Below are 13,398 nucleotides of genomic sequence, written 5' to 3'. Positions count from 1 at the left end.
TCTCCCGCCGTCGTCGGCCACCCGCGTGGCGCCCTTCACGCTCCCAGCCGGGGCCGGTGCAGGGCAATAGACCTGGGTCCCGTATCGGGCCGTCACCCGAAGGGGAGGTCCCGCCCGCCCGCGGTTGCCCCTATCCTGTGACGGGTCGCGCACGGCGCGCGCCGTCAGCGGAGAGGCCCGCCATGCCCGAGTGGTACACCCTGGGCGTCGTCGCGCTCGTCATCGTCGCCGTCGTGGTGACGATCGTGCGCTTCCGCGTGAATCCGGTCATCGCGCTCGCCCTCGGCGCCGCGGCGATCGGCCTGCTCACCGGGCTCGGGCCCGTCGACACCGTCTCGACGATGACCCAGGGCTTCGGCGACGTGATGATGGAGGCGGGCATCCTGATCGGCTGGGGGGTGCTGATCGGCGCGATGCTGAACGAGCTCGGGGCCATCACACGGCTGGTCGAGAGCCTGATGCGGGTCTTCGGCCGGCGGGGCATCCCGTACGCGCTCGGGCTGTCGCTCGCGACCTATCTGCAGACCATCTTCGTCGACGTGCTGATCGTGATCGCGGCGCCGCTCGCCCGGCGCATCGCGCCCCGGCTCGGCCGGGTCGGCACCGGCATCGTGGGGGTGACCTTCGCCGTCGGGCTCGAGATGGGCATCGTGATGATGGTGCCCGGCTTCGCCGCCGTCGCCCTCGCGGGCCTGCTGGGGGTGCCGCTCGGCGTGATGATGCTCGGCGGCTTCGCGGTCGTCGCTCCGACCGTGGTGCTGACCATCCTGCTGATGTCGCTGTTCTTCCGCCTGGGCTTCTGGAACCCCGAGCGCGACGAGCAGGTCGTGGTGCGCGACGACGTCGAGGCGGTGGAGGCGAGCGCGGTCACGACCGCGTCGGCCGCCGGATCCGCTGCCGTCGGCCACGACCCGCTGCTGGTGAGCACCGAGACGGGGTCGGTGCGAACCCGCGTCGGCGGGGTGCCTCGGGGGCCGGCGAGCATCCGCCCCGTCGACCGCGCGGAGCGCGAGCAGCCGCTGCTGCTGCTGTTCGCCCCGATGCTGGTGGCCCTGCTGCTGATCGCCGCGCAGGCGGTGCTCTCGGTGGCCGAGGTCGAGGTGCCCGCGATGCAGTTCCTCGGGTCGCCGGTGATCGCGCTGCTGCTGGCCGTCATCGCCACGGGTGTGATCGGGCGCGCGGCCGTGGGCACGAAGCGCATCGAGAAGGCCGTGGTGAAGGGCTTTCAGGACGGCGGCCAGATCTTCCTGCTCACCGGCATCGGCGGTTCCCTGGCCGCCGTGATCGCGAAGGGCGACCTCGGGGCGGTGCTGCAGGGGTACTTCTCGGCCACCTCGTTCGCGCCGCTGTTGCTCGTTTGGGCGATGGCGGCGGTGCTGCACATCGCTGTCGGATCGGTCACCCTCTCGGCCATCACCGCCGCGGGCATCATCGCGCCGGTGGCCTCCACCATGGGGCTCGACCCGCTGCTCGTCGCCCTCGCGGCCGGTTCGGGGGCGCTGTTCTGCATCCACGTCACGTCGAACACGTTCTGGCTGCTGCAGACCTTCCTCGACCAGTCGGTGCGCGGCACCCTGAAGACGGTGACGGTGGGGGTCTCGCTCGCGTCGGTGATCGCACTCGGCATGACGCTGCTCGTCTCGCTCGTCCTGCCGTGAGTCGAGGTCCCGTGAGCCGATCTGCCGTGAGCCGGGTCGCCGGAGACCGGGCTCGCACCTGGGCCCGGATCTACTTCGCCCTGCAGGCGACCGCGGGTGTGGCCTGGTGGCTCACGGTGTTCACCGTGCCGTGGGTGCGGGAGGCGACTCTCGGGGCGCTCGATCCGGTCGTCCTGGCCGTACTGGACATCCCGCTGTTCGTGGTGGCGTCGGCGGTGGCCGCCCTCGGGCTGCGGCCGGCGGTCGTCGTCGCCACGGGCTGGACGATGCTCGTCACCATCGGGCTGGCGGTCTACGCCACGGTCACGGGGTTGGCCGGCTGGGGTGTCGTGGCGATGATCGCGGCGTCGGCGGGGTCGCTCCTCGCGGCCTGCCTGCTGCTGCTCGGGCGTGTGCCCACCGAGTGGCTCGTGCGCGGGCCGTTCGCGTTCCGCCCGGCTCCGAGCCGCCCCGGCAGCGCGCGGAACGTCGCCACGACCTTCGGCCAGATCGTCGTGTTCTGGGGCGTCGGGCTCGCCGCCGTGCCGCTCGTGATCGCGGCCCTCGAGGATCGCTGGCAGCTCACCGCGCCGCTCTCTCCGCCGGCGGAGGCGGTCGTGACCGGCGCGGGCGTCGTGCTGCTCGTGCTCGCCAGCGCCCTGGGCATCTGGTCGGCCGTCACGATGTCGACCCTCGGCGACGGCACGCCGCTGCCCAGCGCGTCGACGAACCGTCTGGTGATCGCCGGCCCGTACCGCTGGGTGCGCAACCCGATGGCGGTCGCGGGCATCGCCCAGGGCGTGGCGGTCGGGCTGGTGCTGTCGTCGTGGCTCGTGGTCGTGTACGCCCTCGCCGGCTCGCTCGTCTGGAACTACGCCATCCGCCCCTTCGAAGAGGCCGACCTCGAGCAGCGCTTCGGCGCCGCCTTCACCCGCTACCGCGCCGCCGTGCGCTGCTGGCTCCCGAGGAACCCCGAACCGCCACCTACTCCGACCGCAGCGCCAGATACTTCGCGATGAGCGACTTCGTCGAAGAGTCCTGCGCCTCCAGCGCAGCACTGTCCCCGTCGACCGCCGGAGCGATCTGCAGCGCCAGCTGCTTGCCCAGCTCCACGCCCCACTGGTCGAACGAGTCGATGCCCCAGATGGTCCCCTCGGTGAACACGATGTGCTCGTAGAGGGCGATCAGCTGGCCGACCACGCTGGGCGTGAGCGCCGGCGCGAGGATCGACGTCGTCGGCCGGTTGCCGCTGAACACCCGCGCCGGCACGACCGACTCGGCGGTGCCCTCGGCCCGCACCTCCTCGGCCGTCTTGCCGAAGGCGAGCGCCTTGGTCTGCGCGAAGAAGTTCGCGAGGAACAGCGCGTGCACGTCGGCACCGGGCGCGACCGCCGCGCCGTCGCCGACCTCGTCGCGCAGCCCGCGCGCCGGGTTCGCCACCGCGATGAAGTCGGCCGGGATCAGCCGCGTGCCCTGGTGGATCAGCTGGTAGAACGCGTGCTGACCGTTCGTGCCCGGCTCGCCCCAGAAGATCTCGCCGGTGTCGGTGGTGACGGGGGAGCCGTCCCAGCGCACGCTCTTGCCGTTCGACTCCATGGTGAGCTGCTGCAGGTACGCCGGGAAGCGGTGCAGGTACTGCGCGTAGGGCAGCACCGCGTGGCTCTGGGCGCCGAGGAAGTTCGTGTACCAGACGTTCAGCATGCCCATCAGCACAGGCGCGTTCCGCTCGAGCGGGGTGGTGCGCATGTGCTCGTCGATGGCGTGGAAGCCGGAGAGGAAGTCGCGGAACCCGTCGGGCCCGATCGCGATCGCCACCGAGGTGCCGATGGCCGAGTCGACCGAGTAGCGGCCGCCCACCCAGTCCCAGAAGCCGAACGCGTTCTCGGGGTCGATGCCGAAGGCGGCGACCTTGTCGAGCGCGGTCGACACGGCCACGAAGTGCTTGGCGACGGCACCCGTGCGGGCCTCGTCGGTGTTCTCGATGGCTCCGGATGCGCCGAGGCGCTCCCACAGCCACTGACGCGCCAGGCGGGCGTTGGTCAGCGTCTCGAGGGTGCCGAAGGTCTTCGAGGCGACGATGAAGAGCGTGGTCTCGGGGTCGAGGTCGGCGGTCTTCTCGTAGATGTCGGACGGGTCGATGTTCGACACGAACCGCACCTCGAGGCCGTCGAGCACGTAGGGCTTCAGCGCCTCATAGACCATCACGGGCCCGAGGTCGGAGCCGCCGATGCCGATGTTCACCACGGTGGCGATCCGCCTGCCGGTGACACCCGTCCAGGAACCGTCGCGCACGCGGTCGGCGAAGGCGTAGACCTTGTCGAGGGTGGCGTGCACCTCGGCGTCGATGTCGGCGCCGTCGACCACGAAGCCGGCCGGCGGCTCGAGGCCCGCACCATCGGCGGTCCCGCCATCCGGTCGCCGCAGGGCGGTGTGCAGCACGGCCCGGTCTTCGGTGACGTTGATGTGCTCACCCGAGATCATGGCGCGGTAGCGCTCGGCGACCCCCGCGTCGTCGGCCAGCTCGAGCAGCCGGGCGAGGATGTCGTCGGTGAGCAGGTTCTTCGACAGGTCGACCGTCAGGTCGGCGGCCTGGAAGGTGTACCGCTCGGCGCGATCGGGCTCGGCGGCGAACCAGCCCCGCAGGTCGGGCTCGAAGCCGTCGGCGGTGGCCTGGAGGGCCTTCCACGCGTCGGTTGAGGTCGGGTCGAGGGGCGCCGATTCGGCCATGTTCTCTCCTGGGGATCGTCCGTCGCGCCGACTAGGCCGGAACGCGCTTGCTCTCGAATCTACTGCCGCTGCGGGCACGCGCCCAGACGACGAAGCCGATCAGGGTGAACACGCCGTAGAAGAGGTACATGAACGCCGAGGCGTAGTAGCCGGCGCCGATCAGCAGGGGCACGCCCACCACGTCCACGGCGACCCAGATCAGCCAGAACTCGGTCCAGCCCTTCGCCATGCCGTAGGTGGCGAGCAGCGAGCCGACGAACACCCAGGCGTCCGACCACACCGGCTCGTACGAGCCCAGGGCGGTGAAGACGGGCGTGAGCAGCGCGGTCCCGCCGACGAGTCCGACGGCGAGCAGGATGCGCGTGCGGCCGCTCGCCCACCGGGGCACCACCGCGGCTCCCGTCTCGCCGCGGGCCTTCCGCCACTGGTACCAGCCGTAGATCGACACGATGATGAACATCACCTGCCGCCCCGCCTGCCCGAGCAGGTTCACGGGGTTCGGCGTGCCGAAGACGGCGCCGAGGAACACCGTGAACAGCAGCACGTTGCCGACGATGCCCACGGGCCAGGCCCAGACCCTGCGCCGCATCCCGCCGAGCGCGCTGGCGAGGCCGAACACGTTGCCGACCACCTCGCGCCACAGCACGGTCTGGTCGCCGATGTGCAGCTGGGCGTCGAAGAGCCACTCGATCACGTTCACGAGCCCTAGAACGGCGACGGATGCTCGCGCATTCCCCATCCGTGCGGCGACCTCGACCCGTTCGCTACCCTGAGCAGCAGAGTCCGGGCCGCACCCGGCCGGCAGGGGGATCCGACGCATGCTCACCGACGTACTGACCGTTCTGCTGGCCGTCGCCTCCGCCGTGCTGGTGGGCTTCGTCGCGCGGCGCCTCCTCGACACCCCCGTCGGCTGGCCGCGCAGCATCGTCGTCGGCCTGCTCGTCTTCGCGACCGGGCTGCCGTTCGCGTCCTGGCTGGTCGACGAGAGCGGGCTGCTGCCCGACGGCCAGACGCGCGACGTGCGTGTCGCCCTCACGGTGCTCGCCGTGGTGCTGCTGGCGGTGGCCTGGGTCTTCGCGCTCGGTGTGGGCGTGCTGGTCGCGCTCGAGGCGATCGTGCCGACCCGGCCGCTGCCCAATCCGATCGACACGGTGCGCGCGGCCATCCGCCGGCGCAAGCGCACCCGCCGCTACCTCGCCATCGTGGGCATCGCCACCCGGCACGGCGCCGGCTGGCTGTTCCACGGCCACTCGCACGTGCAGCACGAGCTCACGACCAGCGAGCAGCGGGCACGGGCCCTGGTCGCCACGATCAACGAGTCGGGGGTGACCTTCGTCAAGCTCGGTCAGGTGCTCTCGACCCGCCGCGACCTCGTGCCCGAGCCCTACCTCTCGGCGCTCGCCTCCCTGCAGTCGGGGGCGACGACCCTGCCGTGGGAGACCATCCGGCCGGTGATCGAGGAGGCCCTCGGCGCCCCGCTCGACACCGTGTTCGCGTCGGTCGACCCCGAGCCGTTGGCGGCAGCATCCGTCGCCCAGGTGCACCGGGGTGTGCTGCTCGACGGCACCGCCGTGGTGGTGAAGGTGCAGCGGCCGGCCGCCCGGGCGCAGGTGGAGGCCGACGTCGACATCATCGTGCGCCTCGCCCGGCGCGCGGAGGAGCGCACCCAGGCGGGGCACGACCTGCGACTGGAGTCGGTGGCCCGCGGCTTCACCTCCACCCTGCTCGACGAGCTCGACTACCGCATCGAGGCGACGAACGTCGAGATGATCCGGAGCACCCTCGAGCACGGCTCCGCCGACGACGGGCACGGGCACGACGTCACCATCGCGGTGCCGCACGTCTACCCGGCCGCCTCGGGTGCCCGGGTGCTCACGATGGACCTCGTCACCGGCGTGCCGCTGAGCGGTGCGGCCGACGAACTCGCCACCCTCAGCACCGAGGCCAGGCAGGCGCTCGCGAACGGTCTGATGATGGCGGTGCTCGAGCAGATCCTGGTGCACGGCGTGTTCCATGCCGACCTGCACCCGGGCAACGTCATCCTCACGCCCGACGGCGCGCTCGGCCTGATCGACTTCGGTGCGGTCGGCATCATCGAGCGCAGCCAGCGCAGCTACCTCACCGCGCTGATGCTCGCGGCGGTCAGCGAGGACGACATCGCCGCGACCGAGGCCCTGCTGCTCATCGTCGACGTGCCGGCCGACGCCGACCTCGACGCCCTGCGCCACGACGTGGGGGTGGTGATCACCACCGAGCGCTTTCGCCCCAAGGGCAGTCAGTCGATCTTCACCCGCCTGCTCGACGTCATCCGGCAGCACCACATCGCACTCCCGGGCGACCTCGCCTCGGCGTTCCGCAGCTTCGCGACCCTCGAGGGCTGCCTGAAGGTGCTCGACCCCGGCTTCGACATGTTCGAGCAGGCGCTGCCGATGGTGCCGAAGCTGCTGCGCCGCGACCAGTCGATCCGGCGCACCGTCACCAGCGTGCAGGCGCGGGCCGCGGTCGGTGCCGCACGACTGCGCGCCCTGCCCGGCCGGCTGGATGCGCTGCTGACCGGTGTCGAGAAGGGCACCTTCTCCCTCAAGCTGAAGGCGTTCAGCGACGAGGCCGGTCAGGGCTTCGTGCAGTCCATCGCCTCGGAGCTCGTCGGAACGCTGATCGCCATCGCGGCCGTCGTCATCGCGCTCGTGCTGATCGTCACCGACGGCGGGCCGCTGCTCACCGACGGGCTGCGGCTGTTCGACCTGTTCGGCGCCTTCATCGGCTTCCTCGGGTTCCTGGGGCTGCTCCGGGTCGTGCGGCAGATCGTCATCCGCCGGCGCCGTTAGGCGGGGTGACGGTCGGGACGCCGAACCAGCCGCTAGAGCGGTGCGCCGGTCGGGGCGGCGAACCACCGCTCGAGCGCCCGGACGAGCGACGCCGTGTCGTCGCCGGCCCAGGCGACGCGACCGTCGGGCCGCAGCAGCACGGCGGGCGCCGGCAGCGCCGACCCGTCGTCGCCGGCCACCGTCACGCGGTCGACCCGCTCGGTCCAGCCCTCGGCCTCGAGCGTGCCGGTGCCGTCGAGCAGCAGCCCGCGCCCGCCGTGGGTGAGGTCGAAGAGGCGTCGGCCGTCGCCGAGGGGGAGGTCGCGCATCCGTCGCCCCACCAGGTCGAACGGGTCGTCGTCGCGGTCGTCGCCGGCCGGGGGTGCGTAGCGGATGCCCAGGCCGCTGATCCGCTCGGCGAGGGCCCGGGCGACCGGCTCGAGCTGCATCAGCTCGCCCACCAGCTGCCGCACCGCCTGCGGGCCGGGTTCGGGGGAGAGCAGCTCGCTCTGAGCCCGGGTCAGCCGCAGCACCTGCTCAGCGACCGGTCGGCGCTCGGCCTCGTAGCCGTCGACGAGGCCGGCCGGCGCCCAGCCGGCGACGTCGGCCGCGAGCCGCCAGCCGAGGTCGAAGGCGTCCTGCAGGCCGAGGTTCAGGCCCTGGCCCCCGAGCGGCGGATGCACGTGCGCGGCGTCGCCCGCGAGCAGCACCCGACCCGCTCGGTAGCGCTCCGCGAGGCGCGTGGCGTCGGTGAAGCGGGTGATCGATCGCGGGGAGCCCACCCCGAAATCGGTGCCTGCATAGGCGCGCAGCTGGGTGCGGAACTCCTCGAGCGTGGGCGGCACGGAGCGGTCCTCGGCGAGGGAGGCGGCGGGCACGACGGCGCGGTGCAGGCCGCCGCCGGCGGGGCCGATGCCGAATCCGCGGTGCACGCGTCGCACCTCGGCCGCGATGCGGGCGACCTCCTCGGGCGTGACCGAGCCGTCGAGCTCCACCTCGCCGAGCAGCCACTCGGTCGAGGCCGCCTCGCCCGGGAAGCCGATGCCGGCCAGCCGCCGCACCGTGCTGCGCCCGCCGTCGCAGCCGACCAGCCAGCGGGCGCGCAGCCGGGCGCCGCCGTCGAGCACCACGTCGACGCCGTCCGCATCCTGCTCGAAGGCGTCGAGCGAGACCCCGCGACGCAGCTCGGCGCCGAGCTCGGCCGCCCGCTCGGCGAGCAGCCGGTCGGTCGTGGGCTGGGGGATGCCGAGCACGTAGTCGTGGTCGGAGTCGAGTTCGACGGCCGGGCCCTCCAGCCCCGCGAAACCGCGACCGGCCGCCGGGTAGCGCTGCCCGTGCTCGAGGAACCGGTCGAGCAGCCCGCGCAGAGCGAGCACCTCGACGCTCCGGGCGTGCAGGCCGAGCGAGCGCACCGCGGGGTTCGGCTGCGCCTCCCGCTCGAGCACCAGAACGTCCACGTCGTGCAGCCGCAGCTCGGCCGCGAGCATCAGGCCCGCCGGGCCCCCTCCGGCGATGATGACGTCGTGCATCCGTCCTCCTTCGTTCGGTGGGCCATTCTGCCCGGCGCCCCGGGCCTTGCGGCAAGCCCCGTGCCCACCCGTATCCTGGAAATGCGAGGTGCGAGGTGCTGGGTCAGCGGGGGGAGTCGGCGCCGAAGGCGACACCCAGGGCGAACAAGGTCGCCACACCGTAGTGGTCCATCGCCGCGGAGATGCGGCGGCGGCCGGTGCGCGGGTTGACGCCGAGCCGGCGTGAGGCCGCCTCGAGCGTGACCCCCTGGCGCATCAGCACGAGCAGGGGCGCCCAGCTGTGCTCGGCCGGCTCGGCGGGGGTCGCCCGCTGCCAGAGGAGCTCGAAGTACTGGGCCGCCAGGGCCGCCAGCGCCGGGTTGCGAACGCCCAGCACGCTCGTGGGCCGCCCCTCGCCCCACTCGAACGGCAGCGCGAGCTGATCGCCGTCGACCCAGAACCAGCTCGGCGGCGAGTCGAGCAGCCGGAAATCGACACCGACCTCCTCGTTTCCGTAGGCGGCGATCCGCTTCTGCGCGAGCGGGTCGTCGCCGGCCCAGGTGGGCAGGATCACCCGCACCCGGTCCTTCCCGGCCATCGCCCGGCCGAAGCGGGCCGCGCGCTCCGGCTCGGGCTCGAGGAAGCGGTCGACCTCGGGCAGCAGGGCGTCGAGGGAGCCCGAGTCGTGCGCCGCCGTGTCGTACCAGAGGTCCTCCGAGGCGTGCCGCCCGTGCCGGATGGCGACCGGCACGGGGTCTCCCGACGCCTCGCCGACCGCCCAGTGCCTGAGGAGGCCGGGCAGTTCCGCGACGAGCGACTCCATGTCGGACAGCGCGGTCGCGGCCCGCTGACGCAGCTCGGCCGACCGCTCGGCCACCGTCTCCGCCGCCCACGACGCCGGATTGACGTAGAGCAGCTCGTCGTCCCGCCCCCCGATCAGACCGCGCTCGCGCAGGCGACCCGTGCGGGCCCGGGCCTCGTCGGCCGGCAGGTTCGCGAGGGTGGCTACCTCCTCGACCGTGGCCGGGCGGCCTCGCAGGATCACGGCCAGCAGTGTGTCGTCGTCCATGCGTCCCCCGTGGCTCCGCTGCCCGTCCGGTATGCCCGGCTCGGGTGCCGTGTCGGCTCATGCTGGCTTCAAAGGGACAGCCGCGCAACTCGCTCGGCATCCGATGCCCTTTTCCGGACAGCGCGGGATTCCCAGCACGCTGTCATGCATTGCCGCATATCGTGTGATGCATGACAAGTGACGTGGGTGCCCAGCTGCGCAAGGGGGTCGTCGAGTACTGCGTGCTCGGACTCCTGCAGCAGGCGCCCGCTTACGGCTGGAAGATCTCCGAGCGGCTCATCTCGCTCGGGCTGATCGGCAGCATCGGCACCCTCTACCCGTTGCTCGCCCGGCTCCGCGCCCAGGGTCTCATCGTCGATCATGCCGATTCGCCCGACTCCGCCCGGCCGCGCAAGTACTACACCCTCACCGCGACGGGGACGGCCCAGCTCGAGCTGTTCCGTCTGCAGTGGCAGCCCTTCGCCGCCGCTGTGGATGCGGTGACGGCCCCCCATCCACCCCACACCGAAGGACGACCATGATGAGCACCACCGAACCCCTGAGCGCGGCCGCCCGGCGCTACCTGCGCGAGCTCGAGACGGCGCTGGCCTCCGCGCCCGCCGCCCTCCGAGCTGAGATCGTCGACGACGTGAGCGGTGAGCTGAGCGGGCTCGACGACGCCCGAACGGCCGAGCGCCTGGCCGCCCTCGGCGACCCGCGGGCGATCGCGGCCGACGCCCTCGCCGAGAACCGTGACGCGAGCGACACCCTGCCGGTCTCGAAGACCTACCCGACGCTCACCGCGGTGGTGCTGACGGCCGGCTGGTTCGTCGTGCCCGTGGCCGGCTGGATCGCCGGCCTCGTGATGATCGGCATCGGCGACCGCTGGTCGGCTGCGACGAGGCGGAACGCGATCCTCGCCTCGATCGGCGGCGCGGTCGTCGGCGCGCTGGCGCTGATGCTGCTGAGGGTCACCGACCTCGGACTGGTCGGGCTGGCGCTGTTCGCCGTCGTGCCGCTCCTCGTGAACATCTTCGTCAGCTCGGCACTGCGCAGCCACTGGGGCGAGGTCGCGCGGCGCCCGTGACCGGGGTGCCGATGGCAGTGCCGGCCGGAGGGCGGACGAGCGGGTGCGGAATGCGCATCCGCTCGTCGCTGTTGTACCCCGCGTGACCGCAACGAACCGCAAGAGCATCGGCTTCCTCTCCTTCGGGCACTGGACGCCGTCCCCCCAGTCGAAGACCCGCACCGCCGCCGACACGCTGCTGCAGTCGATCGACCTCGCGGTCGCGGCCGAGGAGCTCGGTGCCGACGGCGCCTACTTCCGGGTGCACCACTTCGCACGCCAGCTCGCCTCGCCCTTCCCGCTGCTCGCGGCCGTCGGTGCCCGCACCTCGACCATCGAGATCGGCACCGGCGTGATCGACATGCGCTACGAGAACCCCTTCTACATGGCGGAGGACGCCGGCTCGGCCGACCTCATCTCGGGCGGGCGACTGCAGCTCGGCATCAGCCGGGGGTCACCCGAGCAGGTCATCGAGGGCTGGCGCCACTTCGGCTACCGCCCGGTCGAGGGGGAGGACGACGCCGACCTCGCCCGTCGCCACACCGAGGTGCTGCTCGAGGTGCTGAAGGGGGAGGGCTTCGCCCAGCCGAACCCGCGGCCGATGTTCCCGAACCCGCCCGGGCTGCTGCGCATCGAGCCCTACTCCGAGGGGCTACGGAAGCGCATCTGGTGGGGTGCGGCCTCGAACGCGACCGCGCGCTGGGCCGCCGGGCTCGGGATGAACCTGCAGTCATCGACCCTCAAGGTCGACGAGACCGGACAGCCGTTCCACGTGCAGCAGGCCGAGCAGATCCGCGAGTTCCGGGCCGCGTGGGACGAGGCGGGGCACGGCTTCCAGCCGCGCGTGTCGGTGAGCCGAAGCATCTTCGCGATCACGAACGACCTCGACCGCGCATACTTCGGCGGCAGCGGCGACAGCGAGGACCAGATCGGCAACATCGACGCCAGCATGCGGGCGATCTTCGGTCGCAGCTACGCGGCCGAGCCCGAGCGCCTGGTGAAGCAGCTGGCCGAGGACGAGGCGATCGCCGAGGCCGACACCCTGCTGCTCACGGTGCCGAACCAACTCGGCGTCGAGTACAACGCCCACGTGATCGAGTCGGTCCTCACGGAGGTGGCGCCGGCACTCGGCTGGCGCTGACGGGTCACTTCGCGGCGGTGTACCCGCCGTCGGCGAGGATCGTCTGCGCGGTGATCGCCCGCGACTCCGGCGACGAGAGGAACACCACGACCTCGGCGATGTCGGACGGCTCCATCAGCCGGCGCTGCGGGGTCTGGGCGATCCAGGCGTCCATGGTCGCGGGGTCGGCCGAGCCGACGTCCTTCAGCAGCTCGGTGTTGGTGTAGCCCGGCGCCACGGCGTTGACGCGCACGCCGTGGGGTGCCCACTCGACCGCGAGCGTGCGGGTCAGGGCGGCGATGGCCGCCTTGGTCGCGTCGTAGCCGACGTGCACCTCGGGCCGCGTCGCCGAAAAGGCCGCGATCGACGAGATGTTCACGATCGTGCCCTCCGTCTCGATCAGCGACGGCGCGAAGCCGCGGCAGACGTAGAAGGTGCCCGAGAGGTTCAGGTCGAGCACCTTCGTCCAGGCCTCGTCGCTGTGCTCGATGCTGGGGCCGTTCAGCGACATGCCCGCGCAGTTCACGAGGTGGTCGATCCGCGAGAACCGGGCGACGGATGCTCGCACGAGCTCTCCCACGGAGGCGGAGTCCGTGACGTCCGCGGCCACGCCGAGGGTCTCGGCGCCGGTCTCCTCGGCGATCTCGCGTGCGGTGCGCTCCGCGGCGTCGGGCCGGATGTCGGCGACCACCACCGAGACGCCCCGCCGGGCGAAGGCGACGGCGATGGCCCGCCCGATCCCGCCGGCGGCGCCCGTGACGACGGCAGTGCGTGTGGCTTCAGTCATGTGGCCTCCTCGACCGTGATGGCGACGACGGATGCCCGACGACATCGTCCCTCTTTCCAGCATGACACACTGCGTCAAGTGGCGATGAACGTTCGAACTCAGGGTTGACTTCGCCGCCGTCTTTGTGTTCAGTGAGACTGTTCATGTTCATCCATACGGGACAGCTACCCGGGGGAAGCAGAGGCGATGGAGCCGACAGACCTACTCGTGATGCGCGGCATCACGAAGGACTTCCAGGGCATCAAGGCGCTCGACGGCGTGACGATCGACCTCCGCCGCGACGAGGTGCTGGCGGTCTGCGGCGAGAACGGTGCGGGCAAGTCGACGCTGATGAAGGTGCTCAGCGGCGTCTATCCCCACGGCAGCTTCAGCGGTGAGATCCTGCTCGACGGCGAGGTCGTCGAGATGTCCGGGATCGCGCAGAGCGAGGACCGCGGCATCGTGATCATCCACCAGGAGCTCGCGCTGACGTCCACGATGTCGATCGCCGAGAACATCCACCTCGGCAACGAGGTGCGCGGCCGGCTCGGGCTGATCGACTGGGAGGAGACGCGCCGCCGGGCAGCGGCGCTCCTCGCCATGGTCGGCCTGCACGAGAATCCGTCGACCCTCGTCGGCGACCTGAGCGTCGGCAAGCAGCAGCTGGTCGAGATCGCCAAGGCTTTCAGCAAGGACGTGCGCATCCTGATCCTGGACGA

The 13,398-nt window shown here is 71.9% G+C and carries 11 protein-coding genes and 1 pseudogene; 7 read left to right on the top strand and 5 right to left on the bottom strand.

Annotation, left to right across the window (positions count from 1 at the left end):
* Positions 1–182 precede the first annotated feature (182 nt).
* Together NVV95_RS01740 and NVV95_RS01735 are read left to right on the top strand one after the other, a co-directional pair.
* A complete protein-coding gene (locus tag NVV95_RS01740) occupies positions 183–1,658 on the top strand; it encodes a GntP family permease (protein WP_259484814.1) in 1,476 nt (491 codons plus the stop codon).
* Positions 1,659–1,684: 26 nt separating this feature from the next.
* Positions 1,685–2,656, top strand: a complete 972-nt coding sequence (locus tag NVV95_RS01735; RefSeq protein ID WP_375163777.1) for a methyltransferase family protein — start codon at positions 1,685–1,687, stop codon at positions 2,654–2,656.
* Here the strand turns inward: NVV95_RS01735 and pgi are convergent.
* Positions 2,622–4,364, bottom strand: coding sequence for a glucose-6-phosphate isomerase (pgi, locus tag NVV95_RS01730; protein ID WP_259484812.1), 1,743 nt, complete (start codon positions 4,362–4,364; stop codon positions 2,622–2,624). The genes NVV95_RS01735 and pgi overlap by 35 nt on opposite strands.
* 31 nt (positions 4,365–4,395) lie before the next feature.
* Complete coding sequence (gene pnuC, locus NVV95_RS01725) at positions 4,396–5,064, bottom strand: nicotinamide riboside transporter PnuC (RefSeq protein ID WP_259485195.1); 669 nt, start codon at positions 5,062–5,064, stop codon at positions 4,396–4,398.
* A 118-nt stretch (positions 5,065–5,182) separates the two neighbouring features.
* Between pnuC and NVV95_RS01720 the strand changes: the two genes are divergently transcribed.
* Complete coding sequence (locus NVV95_RS01720; protein WP_259484811.1) at positions 5,183–7,192, top strand: ABC1 kinase family protein; 2,010 nt, start codon at positions 5,183–5,185, stop codon at positions 7,190–7,192.
* Between the two features lie 32 nt (positions 7,193–7,224).
* Here the strand turns inward: NVV95_RS01720 and NVV95_RS01715 are convergent, their stop codons facing one another.
* Both NVV95_RS01715 and NVV95_RS01710 read right to left on the bottom strand, forming a co-directional pair.
* The gene (locus NVV95_RS01715; RefSeq protein ID WP_259484810.1) at positions 7,225–8,700 is read right to left on the bottom strand and encodes an FAD-dependent monooxygenase; all 1,476 of its coding nucleotides are present in this window, start codon (positions 8,698–8,700) and stop codon (positions 7,225–7,227) included.
* Between the two features lie 103 nt (positions 8,701–8,803).
* Positions 8,804–9,748 carry a hypothetical protein gene (locus tag NVV95_RS01710; RefSeq protein ID WP_259484809.1) on the bottom strand — a complete coding sequence of 315 codons (945 nt, stop codon included), beginning with the start codon at positions 9,746–9,748 and terminating at the stop codon, positions 8,804–8,806.
* A gap of 170 nt (positions 9,749–9,918) precedes the next feature.
* On the opposite strand from NVV95_RS01710, the gene NVV95_RS01705 reads away from it, so the two are divergent.
* The 3 genes from NVV95_RS01705 to NVV95_RS01695 all read left to right on the top strand — a co-directional run bounded on the left by NVV95_RS01705 (position 9,919) and on the right by NVV95_RS01695 (position 11,934).
* Positions 9,919–10,269, top strand: a complete 351-nt coding sequence (locus tag NVV95_RS01705) for a PadR family transcriptional regulator (RefSeq protein ID WP_259484808.1) — start codon at positions 9,919–9,921, stop codon at positions 10,267–10,269.
* Positions 10,269–10,814 carry an HAAS signaling domain-containing protein gene (locus tag NVV95_RS01700; RefSeq protein WP_259484807.1) on the top strand — a complete coding sequence of 182 codons (546 nt, stop codon included), beginning with the start codon at positions 10,269–10,271 and terminating at the stop codon, positions 10,812–10,814. The genes NVV95_RS01705 and NVV95_RS01700 overlap by 1 nt, the downstream gene beginning before the upstream one ends.
* 82 nt (positions 10,815–10,896) lie before the next feature.
* Entirely contained in the window at positions 10,897–11,934 is a 1,038-nt protein-coding gene (locus NVV95_RS01695) for an LLM class flavin-dependent oxidoreductase (RefSeq protein WP_259484806.1), read from the top strand.
* Between the two features lie 4 nt (positions 11,935–11,938).
* Here the strand turns inward: NVV95_RS01695 and NVV95_RS01690 are convergent, their stop codons facing one another.
* Complete coding sequence (locus NVV95_RS01690) at positions 11,939–12,700, bottom strand: SDR family NAD(P)-dependent oxidoreductase (RefSeq protein ID WP_259484805.1); 762 nt, start codon at positions 12,698–12,700, stop codon at positions 11,939–11,941.
* 237 nt (positions 12,701–12,937) lie between these two features.
* Here NVV95_RS01690 and NVV95_RS18505 point away from each other — a divergent pair.
* Positions 12,938–13,396: pseudogene (locus tag NVV95_RS18505) on the top strand (ATP-binding cassette domain-containing protein); the annotation flags it as partial.
* Positions 13,397–13,398: the final 2 nt, after the last annotated feature.

The sequence above is a fragment of the Herbiconiux gentiana genome (assembly GCF_024978135.1).
Lineage (GTDB): Bacteria > Actinomycetota > Actinomycetes > Actinomycetales > Microbacteriaceae > Herbiconiux > Herbiconiux gentiana.
This window is presented reverse-complemented; position numbering and strand designations above follow the sequence as displayed.